At 54.4% G+C, this 23,519-nt stretch carries 26 protein-coding genes; 12 read left to right on the forward strand and 14 right to left on the reverse strand.

Annotated features, from left to right (window positions below; translation table 11 throughout):
- Positions 1-12: 12 nt before the first annotated feature.
- Positions 13-447, reverse strand: a complete 435-nt coding sequence (locus tag JTI98_RS18355) for a DoxX family protein (RefSeq protein WP_044327093.1) — start codon at positions 445-447, stop codon at positions 13-15.
- A 151-nt stretch (positions 448-598) separates the two neighbouring features.
- Here JTI98_RS18355 and poxB point away from each other — a divergent pair, with 151 nt between their 5' ends.
- The 4 genes from poxB (at position 599) to JTI98_RS18375 (ending at position 5,910) form a co-directional block, all read left to right on the forward strand.
- Positions 599-2,317 carry a ubiquinone-dependent pyruvate dehydrogenase gene (gene poxB, locus JTI98_RS18360; RefSeq protein ID WP_044256366.1) on the forward strand — a complete coding sequence of 573 codons (1,719 nt, stop codon included), beginning with the start codon at positions 599-601 and terminating at the stop codon, positions 2,315-2,317.
- Between the two features lie 38 nt (positions 2,318-2,355).
- A complete protein-coding gene (gene ltaE / locus JTI98_RS18365; protein WP_044327094.1) occupies positions 2,356-3,357 on the forward strand; it encodes a low-specificity L-threonine aldolase in 1,002 nt (333 codons plus the stop codon).
- A gap of 10 nt (positions 3,358-3,367) precedes the next feature.
- The gene (locus JTI98_RS18370) at positions 3,368-4,804 is read left to right on the forward strand and encodes an SDR family oxidoreductase (RefSeq protein WP_043001222.1); all 1,437 of its coding nucleotides are present in this window, start codon (positions 3,368-3,370) and stop codon (positions 4,802-4,804) included.
- Between the two features lie 92 nt (positions 4,805-4,896).
- Positions 4,897-5,910 (forward strand): NAD(P)-dependent oxidoreductase, encoded by a 1,014-nt coding sequence (locus JTI98_RS18375; protein ID WP_043001223.1) that lies wholly within the window; start codon positions 4,897-4,899, stop codon positions 5,908-5,910.
- Here JTI98_RS18375 and JTI98_RS18380 read toward each other — a convergent pair.
- Both JTI98_RS18380 and JTI98_RS18385 read right to left on the reverse strand, forming a co-directional pair.
- Entirely contained in the window at positions 5,907-6,737 is an 831-nt protein-coding gene (locus JTI98_RS18380; protein WP_044256372.1) for an N-acetylmuramoyl-L-alanine amidase, read from the reverse strand. The genes JTI98_RS18375 and JTI98_RS18380 overlap by 4 nt on opposite strands.
- On the reverse strand, positions 6,734-7,057 hold the full coding sequence (locus JTI98_RS18385) for a heavy metal-binding domain-containing protein (protein WP_042320310.1): 324 nt from the start codon (positions 7,055-7,057) through the stop codon (positions 6,734-6,736). The genes JTI98_RS18380 and JTI98_RS18385 overlap by 4 nt, the downstream gene beginning before the upstream one ends.
- Positions 7,058-7,185: 128 nt before the next feature.
- Between JTI98_RS18385 and JTI98_RS18390 the strand changes: the two genes are divergently transcribed.
- From JTI98_RS18390 to artJ, 6 genes are all read left to right on the forward strand, one after another.
- Positions 7,186-7,701 (forward strand): lipoprotein, encoded by a 516-nt coding sequence (locus tag JTI98_RS18390; protein WP_216081636.1) that lies wholly within the window; start codon positions 7,186-7,188, stop codon positions 7,699-7,701.
- A gap of 229 nt (positions 7,702-7,930) precedes the next feature.
- On the forward strand, positions 7,931-8,659 hold the full coding sequence (gene artP / locus JTI98_RS18395) for an arginine ABC transporter ATP-binding protein ArtP (RefSeq protein WP_043001226.1): 729 nt from the start codon (positions 7,931-7,933) through the stop codon (positions 8,657-8,659).
- 16 nt (positions 8,660-8,675) lie between these two features.
- Positions 8,676-9,407 (forward strand): arginine ABC transporter substrate-binding protein ArtI, encoded by a 732-nt coding sequence (artI, locus tag JTI98_RS18400; protein ID WP_043001227.1) that lies wholly within the window; start codon positions 8,676-8,678, stop codon positions 9,405-9,407.
- 6 nt (positions 9,408-9,413) lie between these two features.
- Positions 9,414-10,130, forward strand: coding sequence for an arginine ABC transporter permease ArtQ (gene artQ / locus JTI98_RS18405; protein ID WP_043001228.1), 717 nt, complete (start codon positions 9,414-9,416; stop codon positions 10,128-10,130).
- Positions 10,130-10,798, forward strand: a complete 669-nt coding sequence (gene artM, locus JTI98_RS18410) for an arginine ABC transporter permease ArtM (RefSeq protein ID WP_042320323.1) — start codon at positions 10,130-10,132, stop codon at positions 10,796-10,798. Before artQ ends, artM begins: the two co-directional genes overlap by 1 nt.
- 169 nt (positions 10,799-10,967) lie before the next feature.
- On the forward strand, positions 10,968-11,699 hold the full coding sequence (artJ, locus tag JTI98_RS18415; protein ID WP_216081637.1) for an arginine ABC transporter substrate-binding protein ArtJ: 732 nt from the start codon (positions 10,968-10,970) through the stop codon (positions 11,697-11,699).
- Between the two features lie 94 nt (positions 11,700-11,793).
- On the opposite strand, the gene rlmC is transcribed toward artJ, so the two are convergent.
- From rlmC to JTI98_RS18465, 10 genes are all read right to left on the reverse strand, one after another.
- Entirely contained in the window at positions 11,794-12,939 is a 1,146-nt protein-coding gene (rlmC, locus tag JTI98_RS18420; RefSeq protein WP_216081638.1) for a 23S rRNA (uracil(747)-C(5))-methyltransferase RlmC, read from the reverse strand.
- Positions 12,940-12,979: 40 nt separating this feature from the next.
- Complete coding sequence (locus JTI98_RS18425; protein WP_043001232.1) at positions 12,980-13,468, reverse strand: YbjO family protein; 489 nt, start codon at positions 13,466-13,468, stop codon at positions 12,980-12,982.
- 59 nt (positions 13,469-13,527) lie between these two features.
- Positions 13,528-14,373: a putrescine ABC transporter permease PotI gene (gene potI, locus JTI98_RS18430; RefSeq protein ID WP_044326564.1), complete on the reverse strand. Its 846-nt coding sequence runs from the start codon at positions 14,371-14,373 to the stop codon at positions 13,528-13,530.
- Complete coding sequence (gene potH, locus JTI98_RS18435; RefSeq protein WP_043001233.1) at positions 14,370-15,323, reverse strand: putrescine ABC transporter permease PotH; 954 nt, start codon at positions 15,321-15,323, stop codon at positions 14,370-14,372. The genes potI and potH overlap by 4 nt, the downstream gene beginning before the upstream one ends.
- A 9-nt stretch (positions 15,324-15,332) precedes the next feature.
- Positions 15,333-16,466: a putrescine ABC transporter ATP-binding subunit PotG gene (gene potG, locus JTI98_RS18440; protein ID WP_044264253.1), complete on the reverse strand. Its 1,134-nt coding sequence runs from the start codon at positions 16,464-16,466 to the stop codon at positions 15,333-15,335.
- Positions 16,467-16,562: 96 nt separating this feature from the next.
- Positions 16,563-17,675, reverse strand: a complete 1,113-nt coding sequence (gene potF, locus JTI98_RS18445; protein ID WP_104446265.1) for a spermidine/putrescine ABC transporter substrate-binding protein PotF — start codon at positions 17,673-17,675, stop codon at positions 16,563-16,565.
- Between the two features lie 364 nt (positions 17,676-18,039).
- The gene (locus JTI98_RS18450) at positions 18,040-18,516 is read right to left on the reverse strand and encodes a YbjN domain-containing protein (protein WP_043001235.1); all 477 of its coding nucleotides are present in this window, start codon (positions 18,514-18,516) and stop codon (positions 18,040-18,042) included.
- A gap of 90 nt (positions 18,517-18,606) precedes the next feature.
- Entirely contained in the window at positions 18,607-19,509 is a 903-nt protein-coding gene (gene rimK / locus JTI98_RS18455; RefSeq protein WP_044256380.1) for a 30S ribosomal protein S6--L-glutamate ligase, read from the reverse strand.
- A gap of 60 nt (positions 19,510-19,569) precedes the next feature.
- Positions 19,570-20,292 (reverse strand): oxygen-insensitive NADPH nitroreductase, encoded by a 723-nt coding sequence (gene nfsA / locus JTI98_RS18460; RefSeq protein WP_043001237.1) that lies wholly within the window; start codon positions 20,290-20,292, stop codon positions 19,570-19,572.
- The gene (locus tag JTI98_RS18465; protein ID WP_125339575.1) at positions 20,276-20,563 is read right to left on the reverse strand and encodes a DUF1418 family protein; all 288 of its coding nucleotides are present in this window, start codon (positions 20,561-20,563) and stop codon (positions 20,276-20,278) included. The genes nfsA and JTI98_RS18465 overlap by 17 nt, the downstream gene beginning before the upstream one ends.
- Positions 20,564-20,735: 172 nt before the next feature.
- Here JTI98_RS18465 and JTI98_RS18470 point away from each other — a divergent pair, with 172 nt between their 5' ends.
- Positions 20,736-20,999 (forward strand): GrxA family glutaredoxin, encoded by a 264-nt coding sequence (locus JTI98_RS18470; protein WP_000495514.1) that lies wholly within the window; start codon positions 20,736-20,738, stop codon positions 20,997-20,999.
- A gap of 39 nt (positions 21,000-21,038) precedes the next feature.
- On the opposite strand, the gene JTI98_RS18475 is transcribed toward JTI98_RS18470, so the two are convergent.
- Positions 21,039-21,416: an inner membrane protein YbjM gene (locus tag JTI98_RS18475; RefSeq protein ID WP_099433408.1), complete on the reverse strand. Its 378-nt coding sequence runs from the start codon at positions 21,414-21,416 to the stop codon at positions 21,039-21,041.
- A 268-nt stretch (positions 21,417-21,684) separates the two neighbouring features.
- On the opposite strand from JTI98_RS18475, the gene JTI98_RS18480 reads away from it, so the two are divergent.
- The gene (locus JTI98_RS18480; protein WP_043001240.1) at positions 21,685-23,370 is read left to right on the forward strand and encodes an aspartate:alanine antiporter; all 1,686 of its coding nucleotides are present in this window, start codon (positions 21,685-21,687) and stop codon (positions 23,368-23,370) included.
- The last annotated feature ends 149 nt before the right edge of the window (positions 23,371-23,519 follow it).

The following is a 23,519-nucleotide window of genomic DNA, read 5'->3' on the forward strand; positions in this document are numbered from 1 at the left end:
CGGGCATTTTTTTTACCGCCAGGCTGAATTACCCGCAACCGAAAACCGTCCCGCACCGAGAAACGCCACCGCCAGTGCGCCGATAAAGAAATAGACCAGACTTTCAATTGCCCATGCGCCAGTTTTATCCAGCGCCCAGGTTTCATTCATCCCGACCATCAGCCACGCCACAATCATGGTGAATGCCAGCACCAGCGCCGCCGGACGCGTCAGGATCCCGAGAATAATCAGACAAGGCGCAATCACTTCCCCCACCAGTACGCCGTACGCAATAAAGCCCGGTAACCCTTTAGCAATCAGCATTCCGCTAATGCCATCAATCCCGGCAAACAGCTTATGCAGCCCGTGAAACAGCATCAATCCCCCCACCGCCAGGCGTAATAAAAACTTGCCAAAATCCTCGTGCGTCAGCATCCGATTCACTGCATTTAACAATGTGGTAAGCATCTGAATTTACCCCTGGTTCACTCTGATTTTTTCACGCTACGCGTTATCCCCCCTGAAAGGAAGCCGCTGAAAATAAGGGGGTGCCACGCAGCGTAATCACTATCTTCATCTAAACTTGTAACCGGTATCACAATTAAGGAGATGGAAAACCATGAAACAAACGGTTGCCGCTTTTATTGCTAAAACACTGGAACAGGCAGGTGTGAAACGTATCTGGGGCGTGACGGGCGATTCGCTGAACGGCCTGAGCGACAGCCTCAATCGCATGGGAACGATTGAGTGGATGTCGACCCGTCATGAAGAAGTTGCCGCGTTTGCGGCGGGTGCGGAGGCGCAACTGACCGGTGAACTGGCGGTTTGCGCAGGGTCTTGTGGACCCGGTAACCTGCATCTGATCAACGGTCTGTTTGATTGTCATCGTAACCACGTCCCGGTGCTGGCCATCGCCGCCCACATTCCGTCCAGCGAAATTGGCAGCGGCTATTTCCAGGAGACGCACCCACAGGAACTGTTCCGCGAATGTAGCCACTATTGCGAGCTTGTTTCCAGCCCGGAACAGATCCCCCAGGTCCTGGCGATTGCCATGCGCAAAGCGGTGCTCAATCGTGGCGTCTCGGTGGTGGTATTACCAGGCGATGTGGCATTAAAACCAGCGCCAGAAAGCGCCAGCAGCCACTGGTATCACGCGCCCTTGCCGATCGTCACGCCCGCAGAAGAAGAGTTAAGAAAGCTGGCTCAACTGTTACGCTACTCCAGCAATATCGCCCTGATGTGCGGCAGCGGCTGCGCGGGTGCGCATAAAGAACTGGTCGAGTTCGCTGCCAAAATTAAGGCCCCTATCGTTCACGCCCTGCGCGGTAAAGAACATGTCGAATACGACAACCCATATGATGTGGGGATGACCGGATTGATCGGCTTCTCATCCGGCTTCCATACCATGATGAATGCCGATACGCTGGTGCTACTCGGTACGCAGTTCCCTTACCGCGCGTTCTACCCAACTGACGCCAAAATTATTCAGATTGATATCAACCCCGCCAGTATCGGCGCGCACAGTAAGGTCGATATGGCGCTGGTAGGCGATATCAAAGCCACGCTGACGGCACTGCTGCCGCTGGTGGAAGAGAAAACCGAACGTAAATTCCTCGATAAGGCATTGAGCGATTATCGCGATGCGCGTAAGGGTCTCGACGATCTTGCCAAACCCAGCGAAAAGGCAATTCACCCGCAGTACCTGGCGCAACAAATCAGCCACTTTGCCGCCGATGACGCCATCTTTACCTGCGACGTCGGTACGCCGACGGTATGGGCCGCCCGCTACCTGAAAATGAACGGCAAGCGCCGTCTGTTGGGCTCGTTTAACCACGGTTCGATGGCTAACGCCATGCCGCAGGCGCTGGGCGCACAGGCCACCGCGCCGGGACGACAGGTGATCGCTATGTGCGGCGACGGCGGATTCAGTATGCTAATGGGGGATTTCCTGTCAGTGGTCCAGATGAAGCTCCCGGTCAAAATCGTGGTCTTTAACAACAGCGTGCTGGGTTTTGTGGCGATGGAGATGAAGGCCGGTGGTTATCTCACTGACGGTACGGAGTTGCACGACACTAACTTTGCGCGCATTGCCGAAGCGTGCGGCATCACCGGTATTCGGGTGGAAAAAGCCGCAGACGTTGATGAAGCACTACAGCGCGCCCTGTCAATCGACGGCCCGGTGCTGGTGGATGTAGTTGTTGCAAAAGAAGAACTGGCCATTCCGCCGCAGATCAAACTGGAGCAGGCCAAAGGCTTCAGCCTGTATATGCTGCGCGCCATCATCAGCGGTCGCGGCGATGAGGTGATCGAACTGGCAAAAACCAACTGGCTCAGGTAAAACAATGCACATCGCCTTTCAAACAATAGGGATGTGCAATGATTGATCTACGCAGTGATACCGTCACCCGTCCGAGTCGCGCCATGCTTGAAGAAATGATGGCCGCCCCGGTGGGGGACGACGTGTACGGGGATGACCCTACCGTTAACGCTCTCCAGCAATACGCCGCTGACCTTTCAGGTAAAGAAGCGGCGTTATTTTTACCCACCGGCACCCAGGCCAACCTCGTGGCGCTACTGAGCCACTGCGAGCGTGGCGAAGAGTATATCGCCGGTCAGGGGGCCCATAACTATCTGTATGAAGCCGGTGGCGCGGCGGTGCTCGGCAGCATTCAGCCGCAGCCGATTGACGCTGCGCCAGACGGAACGTTACCGCTGGATAAAGTCGCCGCCAAAATAAAGGCAGATGACATCCACTTTGCCCGTACCCGCCTGCTAAGCCTCGAAAATACCCACAACGGCAAAGTCCTGCCACGAGAGTATCTGAAAGAGGCATGGGAATTTACCCGTGAGCGCGGTCTGGCGCTGCATGTCGATGGCGCACGTATTTTTAACGCTGTCGTGGCGTACGGCTGTGAACTCAAAGAGGTCGTGCAGTATTGCGACTCCTTTACCATCTGCCTGTCCAAAGGGCTGGGGACGCCGGTCGGATCGCTACTGGTCGGCAGCCGCGATTACATCAAGCGCGCCATCCGCTGGCGCAAAATGACCGGCGGCGGCATGCGTCAGGCCGGTATCCTGGCGGCAGCCGGACTGTATGCCCTGAAAAATAACGTTGCGCGCCTGCAGGACGATCACGACAACGCGGCCTGGCTTGCAGAGCAGCTACGGGAAGCCGGGGCGGACGTGATGCGTCACGACACCAATATGCTGTTTGTCCGCGTCGGTGAGGCCAACGCCGTAGCGCTGGGTGAATACATGAAGGCACAGGGCGTGCTGATCAACGCGTCGCCGATTGTCCGTCTGGTGACCCATCTGGATGTTTCACGGGAACAGCTTGCTGATGTCGTCGCCCACTGGCGCGCGTTCCTGACTCGTTAAGGAGAGAGATGTGCCGCAACGCATAGTGGTTCTTGGCGCCAGTGGTTACATTGGTCAACATCTGGTGCAGGCGCTCAGCCAGCAAGGACATCAGGTACTGGCGGTGGCACGTCGCATTGAACGGCTGGACAAACAGCAGTTGCCCAACGTCAGCTGTCATAAGGTCGATCTGAACTGGCCGACGCAGCTTGCGTCTCTGTTGACGAATGTTGATACCGTCTACTATCTGGTACACGGTATGGGAGAAGGCGGCGATTTCATTGCCCATGAGCGTCAGGTCGCGCTTAACGTGCGTGATGCTCTGCGTGAAACGCCGGTCGGGCAACTGATTTTTCTCAGCTCCTTGCAGGCGCCGGAACACGAGCAGTCTGACCACCTGCGGGCGCGGCAGATCACCGCCGATACCCTGCGCGAGTCTGGCGTGCCGGTAACGGAACTGCGCGCCGGGATCATCGTCGGAGCCGGTTCCGCCGCTTTTGAAGTGATGCGCGACATGGTCTACAACCTGCCGGTGCTGACCCCGCCGCGCTGGGTGCGCTCACGTACCACGCCCATCGCGCTGGAAAACCTGCTGCATTATCTGGTGGCCTTGCTGGATCACCCGTCCCGTGAGCATCGGATCTTTGAAGCCGCCGGGCCACAGGTGCTTAGCTATCAGCAGCAGTTCGAACATTTCATGACGGTGAGCGGCAAGCATCGCTGGCTTATCCCCATCCCCTTTCCCACCCGTTGGATTTCCGTCTGGTTCCTGAATGTCATCACCTCGGTGCCGCCTACCACCGCGAAAGCGTTGATACAGGGCCTCAGACACGATCTGCTGGCCGATGACAGCGAATTGCGGGCGTTGATACCCCAAAAGCTTATCGCCTTTGACGATGCTGTACGCAGCACGCTGAAGGAAGAGGAGAAACTGGTGAACTCCAGCGACTGGGGTTACGACGCGCAGGCGTTTGCCCGCTGGCGACCGGAATACGGTTTTTTCGCCAAACAGGCCGGGTTTACCGTAAAGACATCCGCCAGTTTGCCGGCGTTGTGGCGGGTAGTGAACCGTCTTGGCGGCAAAGAGGGCTATTTCTTTGGCAATGGATTGTGGAAGATCCGCGCCGCGCTGGATCTGCTAGTCGGGCATCGGCTGGCAAAAGGTCGTCCTGAACACGAACTGCTTCAACCGGGCGATACTGTAGACAGTTGGAAAGTGATTATCGTCGAGCCAGAAAAACAGCTCGCGCTGCTGTTTGGCATGAAAGCGCCAGGCCTGGGACGGCTGAGCTTTACCCTTGACGATAAGGGCGATCATCGCGAAATTGACGTGCGTGCCTGGTGGCATCCGCACGGTATGCCAGGGCTTTTCTACTGGCTGCTGATGATCCCGGCGCACCTGTTTATTTTCCGGGGGATGGCAAAGAAAATTGCCAGACTTGCAGAACAAATCACAGATAAATCGTAAAAACTTACTGTATTGTTTCACGTTTCCCATTGCATACCGACGTAATTCACGGAAGAATGCGCACGACGTTTTATTAAACACAGTGGACTGATATGAAGGTACTGGTTACCGGCGCAACCAGCGGCTTAGGACGAAACGCGGTTGAGTTTTTGCGCAACAAAGGCATCAGCGTCAGAGCGACCGGTCGCAACGAAGCGATGGGTAAACTGCTCGAAAAAATGGGCGCGGAGTTTGTGCATGCGGATCTGACCGAGCTGGTCTCTTCGCAGGCGAAGGTTATGCTTGCGGGCATCGATACGCTGTGGCACTGCTCAAGTTTCACCTCACCCTGGGGAACTCAGGAAGCCTTTGATCTGGCAAACGTACGTGCGACCCGCCGTCTTGGCGAATGGGCCGTCGCATGGGGCGTGCGTAACTTTGTTCATATTTCCTCTCCATCGCTTTATTTCGATTATCACCATCATCGCGATATCAAAGAAGATTTTCGCCCGCACCGCTTTGCCAATGAATTTGCCCGCAGCAAAGCCGCTGGCGAAGAGGTCATCAGCCTGCTGGCCCAGGCAAATCCGCAGACCCGGTTTACGGTGTTGCGCCCACAGAGCCTGTTTGGCCCACACGACAAAGTGTTTATTCCCCGTCTGGCGCACATGATGCACCACTACGGCAGCGTGCTGTTGCCGCACGGCGGCAGCGCGATGGTCGATATGACCTACTATGAGAACGCTATCCACGCGATGTGGCTGGCGAGTCAGGAACTGTGCGACAGCCTGCCGTCCGGTCGGGTGTACAACATCACCAACGGCGAACCCAGAACCCTGCGCAGTATCGTGCAAAAGCTGATTGATGAACTGAATATACACTGCCGGATCCGTTCCGTGCCCTATCCGATGCTGGATATGATTGCCCGCAGCCTGGAGCACTTTGGCAATAAGTCTGCCAAAGAACCGGCGTTAACCCACTACGGGGTGTCGAAGCTGAATTTCGATTTTACGCTGGATATCAGCCGTGCCGAAACGGAACTGGGGTATAAGCCGGTGGTGACGCTGGATGAAGGTATTGTGAAAACGGCCGCGTGGTTGCGCGACCACGGAAAACTGCATCGCTAACCTTGCCCATACTTTTCCAGTAACGCCTCAGCAATCGCCTGCGTTTCGGCATCGGCAACGCCGTTCCACAACGTCGGGCGGAAGTGCATCTGAAACGCCATCACAACGCGCTGCTGTTCACGCGCGGTCATTTCAGGCTTCACCTCATACCCATAACGCGACAACAGATCCAGCAGTGAGGCCATCTCAACGGGCGTATGCGGCGCCCGCCCAGCGAGGTAGAAATTTACCCGCTGCGCATCGGGCCAGGCGCCAATGCCTTGTGCTGCCAGCGCTCGCCAGGGAAACAGCGGACCGGGATCGTCTTTTCGCTGTGGGGCAATATCCGCATGCGCGACCACGTTCTGTGGCTTGATGTCGTAACGGGCGATAATGTCTTTTGCCAGCGGGATCAGCGCCTGAATCTGCGCAGGCTCAAACGGGGCAAAATATTTATCACCCGCCGATTTTTGCCAGCCGCGATTTTCCAGCTCAATGCCAATTGAGGTGTCGTTGATGCGCGTCGCGCCGCGCCAGAAACTGATACCGGCATGCCACGCCAGATCCTGTTCCGGCACCAGTTGCCAGATACGCGGTTTACCACGATGCAACGGCGGCACGGACGGGATCAGATAATGCGAACTGACGTTTTTATCCGTCAGCGTCGCCAGCGAGCTATCGAAGTCATCCGCGGTATAGTGGATCACCAACACTTTGATGCGCGGATATGCCGCCTGCGCCTGATGACGGGTATCAAGCTGATAACCGTCTTTATCAACGATCCCTTTTTCGCCCGCGCATCCCGTCAGCAGTAACGCAAAGGCCGCCAGCCATAACCCCTTTCTCATCGACGCGTTTTCACCGCCGTCCCGCTGACGCTGACCATCAGCATGCTGCTATCTTTGCCGACCGTTTCATAATCGATATCAATGCCCACGACGGCGTCAGCGCCCAGCGCTTTCGCCTGCTCGCCCAGCTCTGCGAAAGCAATTTCACGCGCTTTGCGTAACTCTTTTTCGTAAGCGCCTGAACGACCGCCGACGATATCGCGGATACCGGCAAAAAAGTCCCGGAAAATATTCGCGCCCAGAATGGCTTCGCCTGTGACCACACCGCAGTATTCCACGATGCTTTGTCCTTCGAGCGTGGGGGTTGTCGAAAATTGCATGATGTCTCTCCTGGTTACATTCAGCACATTATCAGCGCCATACACTATCATTGAAAGGATATAATTGATTATCGTAGATGACTGTTATCTTAGAAGACTCATGGCAGAACGCTTATAAGGAAATCACTATGCGCTATTCGAAACTCTCCCTGCTCATCCCTTGCGCGCTGCTGCTCAGCGCCTGCACTACCGTCACGCCAGCCTATAAAGACAACGGGCCGCGTGCGGGGGCCTGTGTGGATGGCGGCCCGGACAGTGTGGCTCAACAATTCTTTGACTATCGTATCCAGCACCGCAGTAATGATCTCACCGCCCTGCGCCCTTATCTGAGCGACAGCCTGGCGAAACTGCTGTCGGATGCCAGTCGTGACAGTGCGCATCGTCAATTGATGAGCAGCGATCCGTTCTCCAGCCGCGCCACGCCGCCGGACAGCGCCAGTGTTGCCAGCGCTTCGACCATTCCGAATAGTGATGCACGAAACATCCCGCTACGCGTTGCGCTGAAACAGGGCGATCAGAACTGGCAGGATGAAGTGCTGATGATCCGTGAAGGCCAGTGCTGGGTCATTGATGATGTTCGCTATCTCGGCGGCAGCGTGCATGCCCCGGCCGGTACGCTTCGTCAGTCGGTTGAAAACCGTTAATCTCTCCGCTTAAACGCGCTAAAAATTGTCCCCCCCGTAAATTGTCCGGCATTCTGCATGGAATGCCGACAATTGTTCTTACCGACCCTCCCCCTCGCTATTTTGTGCTATGTTTAATGAGAAATGCGCGTTATATTTAACTTTTAAAGCATAAATATTGCATAACTATTCTGTCAAAGGTACTATCTGCGGCTTCAATAGCTATCAGACGGCCAGTATACGAGCATCAATGAGTATTCAATTAAACGGCATTAACTGCTTCTACGGCGCGCATCAGGCGCTGTTCGATATCACGCTGGATTGCCCGCAGGGTGAAACACTGGTGTTACTGGGCCCAAGCGGGGCCGGTAAAAGCTCACTGCTGCGGGTACTCAATCTGCTTGAGATGCCGCGTTCCGGTACGCTTAACATTGCGGGAAATCACTTCGATTTCCGCAAGACGCCGTCAGATAAAGCAATTCGCGAGCTGCGTCAGAACGTCGGAATGGTCTTTCAGCAATACAATCTGTGGCCGCACCTCACCGTGCAACAGAATCTGATTGAGGCACCCTGCCGCGTGCTGGGTCTGTCGAAAGATCAGGCACTGGCGCGCGCCGAAAAGCTGCTTGAACGCCTGCGCCTGAAACCTTACAGCGATCGCTATCCGCTGCATCTCTCCGGCGGACAACAGCAGCGTGTGGCCATTGCCCGCGCGTTGATGATGGAGCCGCAGGTGTTGCTGTTTGATGAACCCACCGCCGCGCTGGACCCGGAAATTACCGCGCAGATCGTCAGCATCATTCGTGAACTGGCGGAAACTAAAATTACACAAGTGATCGTGACGCACGAAGTGGAAGTGGCGCGTAAAACCGCCAGCCGCGTCGTGTATATGGAAAACGGTCATATCGTCGAGCAGGGTAATGCGAGTTGCTTTGCCGACCCGCAGACCGAAGCATTTAAAAACTATCTCTCTCACTAAGATTCGGGACAACACAATGAAAAAAGTTCTGATTGCCGCGCTTATCGCAGGCTTTAGCCTTTCCGCTACAGCAGCCCAGACCATTCGTTTTGCGACCGAAGCGTCCTATCCTCCGTTTGAATCCATGGACGCTAATAACAAGATTGTCGGCTTTGATGTCGATCTGGCCAATGCGCTGTGTAAAGAGATCGACGCGACCTGTACCTTTACCAACCAGGCATTTGACAGCCTGATCCCAAGCCTGAAATTCCGCCGTTTCGACGCGGTGATGGCCGGGATGGATATCACGCCCGAGCGTGAAAAACAGGTGCTGTTCACGACCCCTTACTATGACAACTCCGCGCTGTTCATTGGTCAGCAGGGTAAATTCACTGGCGTTGATCAGCTGAAAGGCAAGAAAGTGGGCGTGCAGAATGGCACCACTCACCAGAAATTCATCATGGATAAGCACCCGGAAATCACTACCGTTCCGTATGACAGCTACCAGAATGCGAAACTGGATCTGCAAAACGGCCGTATTGACAGTGTGTTCGGTGATACCGCGGTGGTCACAGAGTGGCTGAAAGACAATCCGAAGCTGGCGCCGGTTGGCGACAAAGTGACGGATAAAGATTACTTCGGCACCGGCCTCGGCATCGCCGTACGCCAGGGCAACGAGGAACTGCAGCAGAAATTCAACACTGCGCTGGAAAAAGTGAAGAAAGATGGGACTTACGAGACCATCTATAACAAATGGTTCCAGAAGTAAGCCTTGATGAACGAATTTTTCCCACTTGCAAGCGCCGCCGGGATGACCGTCGGCCTTGCCGTTTGTGCACTGATCCTCGGCCTGGCGCTGGCAATGCTTTTCGCCGTCTGGGAGTCAGTGAAATGGCGTCCTGTCGCGTGGACGGGTTCCGCGCTGGTCACCATTTTACGCGGCCTGCCGGAAATTCTGGTGGTGCTGTTTATCTATTTCGGCTCCTCTCAACTGCTGCTGATGCTCTCTGATGGCTTTACGATCAATCTGGGCGTCGTGCAGATTCCGGTACGAATGGAGATCGAAAACTTCGACGTCAGCCCCTTCCTGTGTGGAGTGATTGCCCTCTCTCTGCTCTACGCAGCCTATGCGTCTCAAACGTTGCGCGGCGCGCTAAAAGCGGTACCGCTGGGACAGTGGGAATCCGGCCAGGCGTTGGGACTGTCGAAGACCGCCATTTTCTTCCGGCTGGTGATGCCGCAAATGTGGCGTCATGCGCTGCCGGGGCTGGGCAACCAGTGGCTGGTATTGCTGAAAGATACCGCGCTGGTGAGCCTCATCAGCGTCAACGACCTGATGCTGCAAACCAAGAGTATCGCCACGCGAACCCAGGAACCGTTTAACTGGTACATCATCGCTGCGGCGATCTACCTGGTGATTACGCTGGTGAGCCAGTACATTCTCAAACGCATTGACCTGCGCGCGACACGTTTTGAGCGGAGACCGGGCTGATGTTTGAGTATTTACCTGAACTGCTGAAAGGACTGCATACCAGCCTGACCCTGACGGTGGCGTCCATTGTCGTTGCCCTGATTCTGGCGTTGATTTTCACGATTGTTCTGACGCTGAAAACGCCGGTGGTAGTCTGGCTGGTGCGTGGCTATATCACGCTGTTTACCGGTACGCCGCTGCTGGTTCAGATCTTCTTGATCTACTACGGACCGGGTCAGTTTCCGTCTCTGCAGGAGTATCCGGTTCTGTGGCATCTGCTGTCAGAGCCATGGTTGTGCGCCTTGATTGCACTGTCGCTGAACAGCGCAGCTTATACCACTCAACTGTTCTACGGGGCGATTCGCGCGATTCCGGAAGGCCAGTGGCAGTCCTGCGGCGCGCTGGGGATGAGCAAGAAAGACACGCTGGCAATCCTGTTGCCGTATGCCTTTAAACGCGCCCTCTCCTCGTATTCCAACGAAGTGGTGCTGGTGTTCAAAAGTACCTCTCTGGCATATACCATCACGCTGATGGAAGTGATGGGTTATGGTCAGCTGCTGTACGGTCGCACCTATGATGTGATGGTGTTCGGCGCAGCGGGAGTCATCTACCTGATCGTCAACGGCCTGTTGACGTTAATGATGCGTCTGATCGAGCGCAAAGCGCTGGCATTCGAACGTCGAAACTAAGCACTTTATTGCATAAATCACAACCAACAAGACGGACAAGTTTCTAACCTGTCCGTCTTTTTTTATTTATCACAAAATAGTTAATCATTTTTATTGCATACAAATTCATTTACTGGCATTGTAAATCCATGCCGCAGAAACGGCGCCTCATCATAACGGGAGTCCAACCATGAAAAAGTTAGTTCTGGCCGCATTACTTGCCTCTTTCGCCGTCGGTGCCTCTGCCGCTGAAAAAATCAGTTTTGGCGTCTCTGCGACCTATCCACCGTTCGAATCTATGGATGCCAATAATCAAATCGTCGGCTTCGACCTCGATCTGGCAAAAGCCTTATGCAAACAAATGCAGGCAGAATGTACTTTCACCAACCATGCATTTGACAGCCTGATCCCGGCGCTCAAGTTCAAAAAATATGACGCCGTGATTTCCGGTATGGATATCACTCCAGAGCGGAGCAAACAGGTGGCGTTTACGACCCCCTACTATGCCAACTCGGCGCTGGTAATTTCGAAGAAAGATACCTATAAAACCTTTGCCGACCTGAAAGGTAAACGTATCGGGATGGAAAACGGCACCACTCACCAGAAATACTTGCAGGACAAGCACCCGGAAGTGAAAACCGTGGCCTATGACAGCTATCAGAATGCGTTTATCGACCTGAAAAATGGCCGTATTGATGGCGTATTCGGTGATACCGCCGTGGTGAACGAGTGGCTGAAAACTAACCCGCAGTTGGGTGTGGCAACCGAGAAAGTCACCGATCCACAGTACTTCGGTACCGGCCTCGGCATCGCGGTTCGCCCGGATAATAAAATGCTGCTCGATAAACTGAACGCTGCGCTGGCGGCGATCAAGGCCGATGGTACGTACCAAAAAATCAACGACCAGTGGTTCCCGCAGTAAGACAGAGAGTTGGCTGTAGAATGCCTGATGACGCGACGCTTATCAGGCCTACAAAATACACTTCACTCGCAAGCCGGATAAGGCACCATCGCCGCTATCCGGCAATCAATGACTCGTCCTTCAGCAACAATGTCAGCACTTCATAATGCGCGGTATGTGGGAACATATCGAAAAGCTGTACCCGTTCAATGCGATAGCCTGGCAATGCGGCAATGTCTTTCGCCATCGTCTGCGCATTACAGCTGGAATAGATGATAAATTGCGGTGCCATTCGGCTGAGGTAATCACACAAGGATTTACCAATTCCGCGGCGCGGCGGGTTCACCAGCACCAGATCCGGCACAGCCCCCTGCCCGGTGGCAAACTGCGTCGAATCCAGCGCCTGAAAATGTAGATTGGTTAAGCCCAGTTCCGCCGCTGACTGCTTCGCACAGGCAATGGCTTCCGGCGCAATTTCAATTCCCGTCAACTGCATCTGCGGCGTCGCGCAGTGCAGACCAAACCCACCGACACCACAGAACAGATCCCACATGTGGTTCACCGGCAACTGCCGCACCCAGTCACGCGCTGTGGCATATAATTGGCTTGCCACCGCCGGGTTGGTCTGGAAGAAACTGTGCGGGCGGATCCACAGCGGCACGTCGTTAAACCGCTCCGCCAGCGCCTGCTGTTCAGTCAGGAAGATTTCTGTTTCCCCTTCCATAATCGCCATATGTACCGGCTGAAGATTGACGCTGATGACCTTCAGTTGCGGCAGTTGCGCCTGCAACCACGGCAGCGCAGCACGCAACTGCGCCAGTTTACTGTCGGAACGCAGAACAAAGCGCAGCATCATACCGCCATCAAACTGACTTTCCGTCAGCAAAAGGTACTTAAGCTCTCCCCGCTTGCGTGCCACGTTGTAGGGTGTTAGTCCGGCCCGCGCAATAAACGGTTTCAGCACAGCAAACACCGGGGCAAACGAGGCCGGATAGAGCGGGCAATCGCACAGATCTTCTGGCGTACCATCGCGATGCAACATGCCCAGCAACGGTTTTTCCACGCTGCCGCTGACCACCATCTTCGCTTTATTGCGAAACGCCTGCTCCGGGCCGCTGACCGGCACGCACCATTCTCCGATGGGAAAACCGGCAAGCAAATTTCGCAGATCGGCGGTTTTGGCGGTGAGTTGCTCGCCCACGGGCTGCGTGATCCACTGACAGGAACGACAACGACCGGCGTCATAGAGTGCGCACTGCATACGGAAACCTTTATCTAAACAGGGGCGAGGATTATACACATTATTGTAAGCGGAAGAAGCGACGACTGGCTGCGGGCACAAACAGTAATAACAGCACCAGCATATCGGGCAGTTTTTGCATTACCAGCGTACGCAGAATCTCCCGCTTTGACTCACCCGCAATGCTGAACAGCTCTGGATAGCCGTAGCCCAGCGAGGCCGCCCACAAATAGCTGGCGGCAATCACCTGCGTGAGGAGATAGATCCAGCGCGCCCAGTTACGCCCTTTCACCAGTGAAAACGCACACCAGATTTCAATAAATACCAGCATCAGGCTGCCGAGAAAAACCAGCGTTAAATTCCATGTCTGCACGCTGCGATGAATAAACTCGCCCAGTCCGCGAATGCCAAGGGTGTTGAAAATCATCAGCAGATCGAGCCCACGGATCATAATAATGGCGAGCGCCGCCACCTGCACCAGCGTGGGCACATTCAGGCGGGCATGTGATGAGGATGTTTTATTAAAAAATCCCAACGAATCGTCTTCCATGAAAACAATGCCGCGACGAGCGCGGCATTATGTAGCCAGGTTGGCAGATTTTAGTGTCTTCAGTCACGTCTTGCACGTTGGATATCGCGGATCCGCTGTTTTTCCGTGCGAGCCATCAAATACCAGGCGATAAAACCAACAATTCCCACCACCCCGAGTATCAGCGTCGCCAGGGCGTTGATTTCCGGATTAACTCCCATCCGCACGCTGGAGAAGACCAGCATCGGTAACGTGGTCGCGCCCGGTCCGGAGACAAAGCTGGCAATGACCAGATCGTCCAGCGACAGGGTAAACGCCAGCAGCCAGCCGGAGACCACCGCTGGCATAATCATCGGCAGCGTAATCACAAAGAACACCTTCAGCGGCGTCGCCCCCAGATCCATCGCCGCTTCCTCAATGGAGCGATCCAGTTCACGCAGGCGCGAGGAGATCACCACCGCCACATACGCCGTACAGAACGTGACGTGCGCCAGCCAAATAGTCAGCATGCCACGATCCGACGGCCAGCCAATAGCGTGCCCCAGTGCGACAAACAGCAGCAACAAAGAGAGCCCGGTGATCACATCCGGCATCACCAGCGGCGCGGTGATCATAAAGGCAAAGCCGTTCGACCCGCGAAAGCGACCAAAACGCACCATCACCACCGCAGCAATCGTGCCGAGTATCGCCGCCATGGTCGCCGCGCAGGCGGCGATGGTCAGACTCAACCCCACCGCGCTCATCATTGCGCTATCGCGGAACAGTTCGCCGTACCAGCGCGTTGACCATCCCGCCCACACCGTGACCAGTTTGGAACTGTTAAACGAGTAGATGACCAGCATCAGCATCGGCGCATACAGGAAAGTAAACCCGAGCACCAGAATCATAATCCGCCAGGGCGAACGAATTACCGGTAAGTTGTTCATCCGTGGGCCCCTCCGCTTTTTTGCTGATGTTTGTGAAACCACATAATCGGGACGATCAGCAGCAGCAACATGACAATCGCGACCGCAGACGCCACCGGCCAGTCGCGGTTGTTAAAGAATTCCTGCCACAGCACGCGACCAATCATGATGCTGTCTGGCCCGCCGAGCAGTTCCGGGATAACAAACTCGCCCACCGCCGGAATGAACACCAGCATAGAACCGGCAATAATGCCGCCTTTGGTCAGCGGGACGATCACACTAAAGAACGTTTTCAACGGACGCGCGCCCAGATCCAGCGACGCTTCCACCAGCGAGTAATCAATCCGCGTCAGTGCGGTATAAATCGGCAGCACCATGAACGGCAGATAGGCGTATACAATGCCAATATACACCGCCAGATTGGTGTGCAGAATGGTCAGCGGCTGGTCGATCACTCCCAGCCATAGCAAAAAGTTATTCAACACGCCATTATTTTTCAGTATCCCCATCCAGGCATATACGCGGATCAAAAACGAGGTCCACGACGGCAGGATCACCAACAACAGCAGAATATTACGCGTTGACGGCTTGCTGTGCGCCACCGCCCACGCCAATGGATACCCCAGCAGCAGACAGCAGAGCGTCGAGATCCCCGCCACCTGTAGTGACTGCAGATAAGCATCAAAGTAGAGAGGATCGTCCGTCAACTGCAGGAAGTTACCGAGATTAAGGGTGATCGACAGTTGCCCGTCGGCCCACTCCATCAGCTCCGTATACGGCGGGATCGCTCGCGCCATCTCCGCCAGACTGATTTTAAAGACGATCAGAAAAGGCAGCAGAAACAGCAGGATCAGCCAGACGTAAGGCAGCGCTATCACCAGTTTGCGCCCGTGTTTCATCTGCACGCGCGCCAGCCAGAACGTAAAGCCGCCTGGTTTTTCTACGCGTGCCGGAGGTTCAAGTGTACTCATCTTCGCTCCTTAAACCGTCAACACCACACAACTGTCCGCATCCCAGCACAGACGCACCTCATCGCCCCAGGTCGGCAGACCTTTGCGATAACGGTGAGCGTTTTGCAACTGGGCGCTGATCATCTGTCCGCTTTTCAGGCGAACGTGATAGATGGAGAGATCGCCAAGATAGGCAATGTGCACCACTTCACCGACGGCGAAGTTAAAACCGTCGGCAGGCGGCTCTTCGCAGAGCATGATTTTTTCCGGACGCAGCGCCACGTGCACCGGCACGTTATCCACCACCGACGCATCCGGATCGACCTTCAACGGATGCACCAGCCCAGGAGAATAGAGCACCAGACCGTCTTCCTGGCGCTCTTTAATTACGCCCTCAAAGACATTGACCGAGCCGATAAACTCTGCGCTGTAGCGCGTGGTCGGGTGCTCGTAAATTTCTTCCGGCTCACCGATTTGCACAAACTTGCCACGGTTCATAATGGCGATACGCCCGGCCATGGTCATCGCCTCTTCCTGATCGTGCGTCACCATCACGCAGGTTACGCCGACGCGCTCAAGGATATCGACGACTTCAAGCTGCATACGGTCACGCAGCTTTTTATCCAGTGCGCCCATCGGTTCGTCGAGCAGCAGAAGTTTAGGCCGTTTTGCCAGGCTTCTCGCCAGCGCCACACGCTGACGCTGACCGCCGGAAAGCTGATGCGGTTTGCGTTTAGCGAACTCCTGCATATGCACCAGACCTAACATCTCGTCGACCCGGCTGGCAATTTCTGCTTTCGGCAGTTTGTCCTGCTTCAGGCCAAAGGCGATATTCTGCTCCACCGTCATATGGGGAAACAGCGCATAGGACTGAAACATCATATTGATGGGCCGTAAATAAGGCGGCACCTGGGACAGGTCGACGCCATCCAGCATGATTTGTCCGGTAGTAGGTTGTTCAAACCCCGCCAGCATGCGCAACAGCGTGGATTTTCCACAGCCTGATGCGCCCAGCAGGGCAAAGATTTCGCCTTTATAAATGGTCAGACTTACGTCATCAACAGCGTGCTGACCATCGAAGGACTTGGTCAGGTTGCGGATTTCGAGGAGCGGCGTCAGCGCTTTACGGGTTTTCGCCTGCGGGCGTGGGGTGGCATCATTCACGGGGTGCTCTCCGGCAGAAACAATCATGGTGCAGGCGCACCAGAACGGTGCGCCGGTTGCCGGGGGCGCTTCGCTTGCCCGGCCTACGGTAAAAGGTTATTTACCGCTTTTCACCTTGGTCCAGGCACGCGTACGGACGCGGTCAATCTTCGGATCCTGAACTTTCAGGGTGAACATCTTCGCGCGCACGTCTGCTGGCGGATAAATACCTGGATTATCACGCACTTCTGCACTCACCAACGCCGTTGCCTCTTTGTTGGCATTCGCGTAGAACACGTGGTCAGAGATATGCGCAATCACATCCGGGCGCAACAGGTAGTTGAGGAACTGATAGGCCTCGTCTTTATTTTTGGCATCTGCTGGCATCGCGAAGACATCAAAGAAGGCCATCGCCCCTTCCTTCGGAATCGAGAAGGAGATATTGACGCCATTCTTCGCCTCTTTCGCCCGGTTGGCGGCCTGCCAGACATCTCCTGCCCAGCCAATCGCCACACAGGTATCGCCGTTAGCCAGGTCGTTGATGTACTGCGAAGAGTGGAAGTAACGGATATTCGGCCGCAGCTTGAGCAGCAGATCGGTAGCCGGTCCGGTATAGTCGTCTGCTTTGGTGCTGTTCGGATCTTTACCCAGATAGTTCAGCACGGTGGCAAACACCTCTTCCGGCGCATCGAGGAAAGAGACGCCACAGCTCTTGAGTTTTTCAAGATTTTCCGGCTTCAGCACCAGATCCCAGCTATTAACCGGGGCATCAGCGCCGAGCACCGCTTTCACTTTATCGACGTTGTAGCCAATACCGGTGGTCGCCCACATATACGGCATCGCGAATTTATTGTCCGGGTCGTGTTTGGCGACCAGTTTCAGCAATTCCGGATCGAGGTTTTTCCAGCCCGGCAGTTTGCTCTTATCCAGCGGCTGGAAAACGCCTGCCGTCAACTGACGTTCAAGAAAGCTCGCGGAAGGCACTACCAGATCAAAACCGGTGCTGCCTGCCATCAGTTTGCCTTCCAGCACTTCGTTGGAGTCAAAAACGTCATAGACCACTTTGATGCCGGTCTCTTTTTCAAAATTAGCAACCGTATCCGGCGCAATATAATCAGACCAGTTATAGATATGGAGTGTTTTTTGTTCTGCAGCGAGCGTGCCGGCAGAGACGGCCATCAGAGCACCCGCAACCAGACCCGATAGCCATTTTTTATTTAAGGCGGTCATAATCTCTTTCCTTATCAAAGTTCGTTAACAAACGAACCAAAAAAGTTGCACTCAATGCTATGCAAGAAACGTGCATAGTTTGTCACTCGGCAAAAACCAGGAAGAGTGGACGCTCCCCCGACCGTTATTGCTCGCTGTAATTAAGCTTCGCAAGAATAACTTTAGCCAGGGTTTCAGGCTATAGCCCAGATTAAAAAACGCCTTTTATCAATTTTTTATGCAATTTATGTCTATGTGATAAAGCGAAATAGCGGGAAAGGAGGTGAATAATTCTTTAAAGAAAGGTTAAATGCAGAATAAAAGAACGTAAACCGCAGCCGCTCTGGCAGCGACTGCGCTATACGCGCCATACTTCACGTTAAAATCAGTGAAGAAAATGGTTCTCAACGCTGCTTTTTTGCGCGTCTTCTTCGGCGGTAAACAGCATCTGGTGCGCGCCCGCTTCAAGAATGACCATGGATATCTGCTCTTCGCTCTGGCGCACGAACCACTCGAACTGCGCGTAAGTTACCCCTTGCATAACGGATAAAGACTGGCAAACCACCAGCTTTGGCAGATTATCATCCTGCATATCCAGAAACGCCTTCACGGTGAGGGAACTGGCATTGATGGCAGACAGATCCGCGGCCAGCGGCAGTAACGCAGAAGGCCTCACTTCAGCCATCGCGGAAAACAGCAGCGTATTATCGACGAGATCTAATTTCGCATCGTAGATGCCGTCAAAATTTTGCATGTGTGGTAAATGCAGTGCCTGACAGGTATCACATTCAAAAAAACTCATGCCCAGGTCGTCGAGCCATTGCCGCAACGTATCCAGAGTGGGAACGACCAATTCTGTCATAATAATGTGCTACCTCTTACGATAAAAAAATACCGGCACAGCTTACGCAAAAAGTGTTCGTCATGCCACGATCATCGGCGATATTAAAGACTAGCCACCCGTTTTGAGACAAAATTCAGCCGTCGCGTGGCGTTCGATCCACTGAATCATCCGCCCGGCGATATCGATACCGGTGGTTTTTTCGATCCCTTCCAGACCCGGAGAAGCATTCACTTCCATCACCAGCGGGCCGCGCTCGGCGCGTAAAATATCAACACCAGCGACATCAAGCCCCATCGTCTGCGCGGCTTTTATCGCAATTTTGCGCTCACGGGGAGTAATGTTGGCAATGCAGGCGACGCCGCCGCGATGGAGATTAGAACGAAAATCGCCGTCCTTCGCCCGTCGTTCGATGGCAGCAACCACCTCATCCCCCACCACCAGACAGCGAATATCGCGGCCTTTGGCCTCTTTAATATATTCCTGAACCAGAATGTGGGCGTTAAGCCCCCGGAACGCATCCACGACGCTCTCGGCAGCCTGACGGGTTTCTGCCAGTACCACGCCAATTCCTTGCGTTCCCTCCACCAGTTTCACCACCAACGGCGCGCCACCAACCATATCGATCAGATCGCTGGTGTCATCCGGCGAGTGCGCAATGCCGGTAATCGGGAGATCGATACCCTGACGCGCCAGCAACTGCAACGAACGCAGCTTATCGCGGGCGCGGGTAATCGCTACAGATTCATTCAACGGATAGCTGCCCAGCATCTCAAACTGGCGTAGCACCGCCGTACCATAAAAGGTAATCGCCGAACCAATACGCGGAATGACGGCATCAAAATGAGGCAACTTGCGTCCTTTATAATGAATTGAGGACGCCGCCGGATTGATGTTCATATAGCAGGAAAGCGGGTCGAGTATTTCAACCAGATGACCACGCGTCATCGCCGCTTCACGCAGGCGCTTACACGAGTAGAGCGTTCCATCCCGGGACAATATGGCAATTTTCACCCTGCACCTCTCTGCATCACTCGATCTCTATCCCGCGTATCATACACAGCGGCAGAATTTTTAGCGCGTGGCCCAACCCTGTTTATGCAAATATTCCAGGATAAAGGGACGATTTTCCTTAATCAGCGTGCGGCGAATATGATCGCTCCAGGTGTCACGGCGGGTATTGCTGCCACGGCTGAGATAATACTGCGCGAGCTGTTCGTCATAATCAGCCAGCACGTCCTTGTCGAGCGGCTGATAACGATTTTCGTGCATCACTATCGCTGCGGGCAGGCGCGGCTTCAGCTCCGGGTTATCAGCAGGCCAGCCCAGGCACAGCCCAAACAGCGGCAGTACGTGTTTTGGCAACGCCAGCAACTCGGTGACAGATTCGATGTTATTGCGCAATCCGCCGATATAGACACCACCCAGACCCAGCGATTCCGCCGCCGTCAGCGCGTTTTGCGCCATCATCGCCGTATCAACGACGCCCAGCAACAACTGCTCTGCAAGGCCTAATTGCGCTTCAGGGCAAATCTGCAAATGACGGTTGAAGTCGGCGCAGAAGACCCAAAACTCAGCGGCCTGCGCGACGTGCTGTTGACCGCCGGTTAAGGGTACCAGTGCGTCACGTAGTACCGGATCCGTAATACGAATAATGGACGTACACTGCAAAAAGCTGGAGCTGGAGGTCGCCTGAGCGGCGGCCAGAATCGCCTCTCGCTGTTCAGGCGTAATCGGTTGATCGGTATAATGGCGAATCGAACGGTGACGACGCAGAAGGTTAATGGTTGGAGTCATTCTCTTTTTCTCTGTCAGAACGGGATGAATCGGATGAGGGCTTCATCAGCTGGGGCGCCAGCCGCTGCGCGACTTGCCAGACGAATGCCAGTGCGGCGGGGATCATCAACAGCACGCCCAAAAAAAGCATGATAATGACCGCTAACGGGCTGTTAAACGGGGCGGGAAGCGTCAGGTAGTGGTTCAGCAACAGCAAAGCCAGCGCCAGGAGCACCATACCCACCATTTCCAGAATCAATACACTTTTCGGTAACGCGCCGGTCATACGCACAGGAAGCCCCCTTTTGTGAGACATAGTGTAAGGCGTTCAGCGTGAATGTGTTTAACAGATATAGACTAAATGTATCGAAGTAAAAGGTGCAACCTACTGTTCAAGACTGACGATTAGCGTCATCATAGCAGCCATTCGCCGTCAGGCTTTGAGTTCGAGGAGAGAGACTACAATGTTTACCGTTATTTTTGGTCGCCCGGGTTGCCCTTACTGTGTACGCGCAAAAGAACTGGCAGAGAAACTGAGCAACGAGCGCGATGATTTCAACTATCGCTACATCGACATCCACGCGGAAGGCATCACCAAAGCGGACCTGGAAAAGACCGTCGGCAAACCGGTTGAAACCGTGCCGCAGATTTTTGTTGATCAGAAACACATCGGCGGTTGCACCGATTTTGAAGCCTGGGCGAAAGAGAATTTGAACCTGTTCGCCTGAGTACTGTGAGTGATGTCATAACGCCCTCTCCGGAGGGCGTTATTGGTTTTTACGCTGTCGCGGTCTGAACAAACTGCTAATGAACAGGAAGCATAAGGCTCCCAAAGCGCACCAGAATACGGCGCTGAATAACCACGCCATCTCCTGCCACAGCGAGCGAGTGGGCGTAAAGAAAAGACGCGTGAGCAGCAAACAACAAGGTGCCGCAAGCATCGCGCCAAGGAGCGGTTTGATCACCTCCCGGCGATGAGAGCAAAAACTGGCGACCGCGCCTGGCAGCGTAAAAAACAGTAGCCCAATTTCAGGATGCCCGGCCGCCCGAAATGCCCCTTTCATGTTCATCGTCAGAAAAAGACAGACAACCATAAAGAGCACAAAGCAGCAGACCGCTCCTACCCAACCATGCTTATATTTCAATCTTTTCTCCTGACACTGTCTCTATCGAACACACTTTTCGCCAAAGGCGTCCAGTCAGATAAAGCCGTTCAGCATTCCGTGCCAAAATACGCCAACACGATTCTTATAGCCGTTGATACGTAATGAGATTAAACTAGCCAGATTATATTGTTGTGCCGCTTATATTCGGGCTGTGAATATGTCACAATCGCCCTTATTTGATGGCAAAACAGTAGCCTAAATTACCATTTCTTTCAACAGCTTACTCGTAAACAAGAAGTTAGTCTCCGTGAATATAAACGTCGCCGATTTGTTAAATGGGAATTACATCCTGTTATTATTCGTTGTACTGGCTCTCGGCCTGTGTCTCGGTAAATTGCGTCTGGGTTCCATCCAACTGGGTAATTCCATTGGCGTTTTAGTCGTCTCTCTCTTATTAGGGCAACAGCATTTCAGTATTAACACTGACGCACTGAATCTGGGCTTTATGCTGTTTATTTTTTGTGTCGGCGTTGAAGCGGGTCCTAACTTTTTTTCCATTTTTTTTCGGGACGGGAAGAATTACCTGATGCTGGCTCTGGTGATGGTCGGCAGCGCGCTGCTGATCGCCCTCGGTTTGGGGAAGCTATTTGGCTGGGACATCGGCCTGACGGCCGGTATGCTGGCTGGCTCAATGACGTCTACCCCGGTTCTGGTCGGTGCTGGCGATACGCTGCGCCATTTTGGAATGGAGAGCGCACAGCTTTCCCGGGCGCTGGATAACCTGAGCCTGGGCTACGCACTGACCTACCTGATCGGTCTGGTCAGCCTGATCGTCGGCGCACGCTATCTGCCAAAATTACAGCATCAGGATCTGCAAACCAGCGCCCAGCAAATCGCCCGTGAACGCGGTCTGGACACCGACACGAACCGGAAGGTGTACCTGCCGGTCATTCGTGCTTATCGCGTCGGCCCGGAACTGGTCGCCTGGACGGACGGAAAGAACCTGCGGGAGCTCGGCATTTACCGCGCAACTGGCTGCTACATTGAACGCATCCGTCGTAACGGTATTCTGGCAAACCCGGACGGTGACGCCGTGCTGCAGATGGGTGATGAAATCGCGCTGGTCGGCTATCCGGATGCTCATGCCCGCCTCGACCCCAGCTTTCGTAACGGCAAAGAGGTGTTCGACCGCGACCTGCTCGATATGCGGATCGTCACGGAAGAGATCGTGGTGAAAAACCACAATGCCGTGGGACGCCGTCTTGCGCAACTGAAGCTCACCGATCACGGCTGCTTCCTGAACCGCGTGATTCGTTCGCAGATTGAAATGCCGATTGATGACAACGTGGTGCTCAACAAAGGCGACGTATTGCAGGTCAGCGGCGACGCGCGCCGGGTGAAAACAATCGCGGATCGTATTGGCTTTATCTCGATTCACAGCCAGGTCACCGATCTGCTGGCCTTCTGTGCGTTCTTCATTATTGGTCTGATGATCGGCATGATCACCTTCCAGTTCAGCAACTTCAGTTTCGGCATCGGTAACGCCGCTGGATTGCTGTTCGCCGGGATCATGCTGGGGTTCCTGCGTGCTAACCATCCCACATTTGGCTACATCCCGCAGGGAGCGCTGAATATGGTGAAAGAGTTCGGCCTGATGGTCTTTATGGCAGGCGTTGGCTTAAGCGCGGGCAGTGGCATCGGTCAGGGGTTAGGGGCGATTGGCGGTCAAATGCTGATTGCTGGTCTGATCGTCAGCCTGGTGCCGGTGATCATTTGCTTCCTGTTCGGCGCCTATGTCTTGCGCATGAACCGGGCGCTTCTTTTTGGCGCCATGATGGGGGCGCGTACCTGCGCACCGGCAATGGAAATTATCAGCGATACCGCGCGTAGCAATATCCCGGCACTCGGTTACGCAGGTACCTACGCGATAGCCAACGTGCTGCTGACACTGGCGGGGACACTCATCATCATCATCTGGCCAGGCCTAGGATAAAACTGAAGTTGTCCCTTAAGTGAAAATTTTTTGCAGATATGTAGAACTTTTCCTCAAGGTGTCAGTCATAACTAGTGCCACTGCTTTTCTTTGATGTCCCCAATTTGTGGAGCCCATCAACCCCGCCGTTTTGGTTCAAGGTTGATGGG

It is taken from the genome of Citrobacter sp. MGH 55, assembly GCF_016906145.1.
In the GTDB taxonomy this organism is placed as follows: domain Bacteria; phylum Pseudomonadota; class Gammaproteobacteria; order Enterobacterales; family Enterobacteriaceae; genus Citrobacter_A; species Citrobacter_A amalonaticus.

Coding starts and splice junctions, on each gene's coding strand:
- potI (WP_044326564.1), bottom strand. CDS start 14,373: ATGAACAACTTACCGGTAATTCGTTCGCCCTGGCGGATTATGATTCTG.
- nfsA (WP_043001237.1), bottom strand. CDS start 20,292: ATGACTCCAACCATTAACCTTCTGCGTCGTCACCGTTCGATTCGCCAT.
- JTI98_RS18390 (WP_216081636.1), top strand. CDS start 7,186: ATGCGCTATTCGAAACTCTCCCTGCTCATCCCTTGCGCGCTGCTGCTC.
- artP (WP_043001226.1), top strand. CDS start 7,931: ATGAGTATTCAATTAAACGGCATTAACTGCTTCTACGGCGCGCATCAG.
- artM (WP_042320323.1), top strand. CDS start 10,130: ATGTTTGAGTATTTACCTGAACTGCTGAAAGGACTGCATACCAGCCTG.
- JTI98_RS18375 (WP_043001223.1), top strand. CDS start 4,897: ATGAAGGTACTGGTTACCGGCGCAACCAGCGGCTTAGGACGAAACGCG.
- potH (WP_043001233.1), bottom strand. CDS start 15,323: ATGAGTACACTTGAACCTCCGGCACGCGTAGAAAAACCAGGCGGCTTT.
- artJ (WP_216081637.1), top strand. CDS start 10,968: ATGAAAAAGTTAGTTCTGGCCGCATTACTTGCCTCTTTCGCCGTCGGT.
- poxB (WP_044256366.1), top strand. CDS start 599: ATGAAACAAACGGTTGCCGCTTTTATTGCTAAAACACTGGAACAGGCA.
- artQ (WP_043001228.1), top strand. CDS start 9,414: ATGAACGAATTTTTCCCACTTGCAAGCGCCGCCGGGATGACCGTCGGC.
- artI (WP_043001227.1), top strand. CDS start 8,676: ATGAAAAAAGTTCTGATTGCCGCGCTTATCGCAGGCTTTAGCCTTTCC.
- ltaE (WP_044327094.1), top strand. CDS start 2,356: ATGATTGATCTACGCAGTGATACCGTCACCCGTCCGAGTCGCGCCATG.
- JTI98_RS18385 (WP_042320310.1), bottom strand. CDS start 7,057: ATGCAATTTTCGACAACCCCCACGCTCGAAGGACAAAGCATCGTGGAA.
- JTI98_RS18380 (WP_044256372.1), bottom strand. CDS start 6,737: ATGAGAAAGGGGTTATGGCTGGCGGCCTTTGCGTTACTGCTGACGGGA.
- rlmC (WP_216081638.1), bottom strand. CDS start 12,939: ATGCAGTGCGCACTCTATGACGCCGGTCGTTGTCGTTCCTGTCAGTGG.
- JTI98_RS18450 (WP_043001235.1), bottom strand. CDS start 18,516: ATGACAGAATTGGTCGTTCCCACTCTGGATACGTTGCGGCAATGGCTC.
- JTI98_RS18470 (WP_000495514.1), top strand. CDS start 20,736: ATGTTTACCGTTATTTTTGGTCGCCCGGGTTGCCCTTACTGTGTACGC.
- JTI98_RS18355 (WP_044327093.1), bottom strand. CDS start 447: ATGCTTACCACATTGTTAAATGCAGTGAATCGGATGCTGACGCACGAG.
- potF (WP_104446265.1), bottom strand. CDS start 17,675: ATGACCGCCTTAAATAAAAAATGGCTATCGGGTCTGGTTGCGGGTGCT.
- JTI98_RS18425 (WP_043001232.1), bottom strand. CDS start 13,468: ATGGAAGACGATTCGTTGGGATTTTTTAATAAAACATCCTCATCACAT.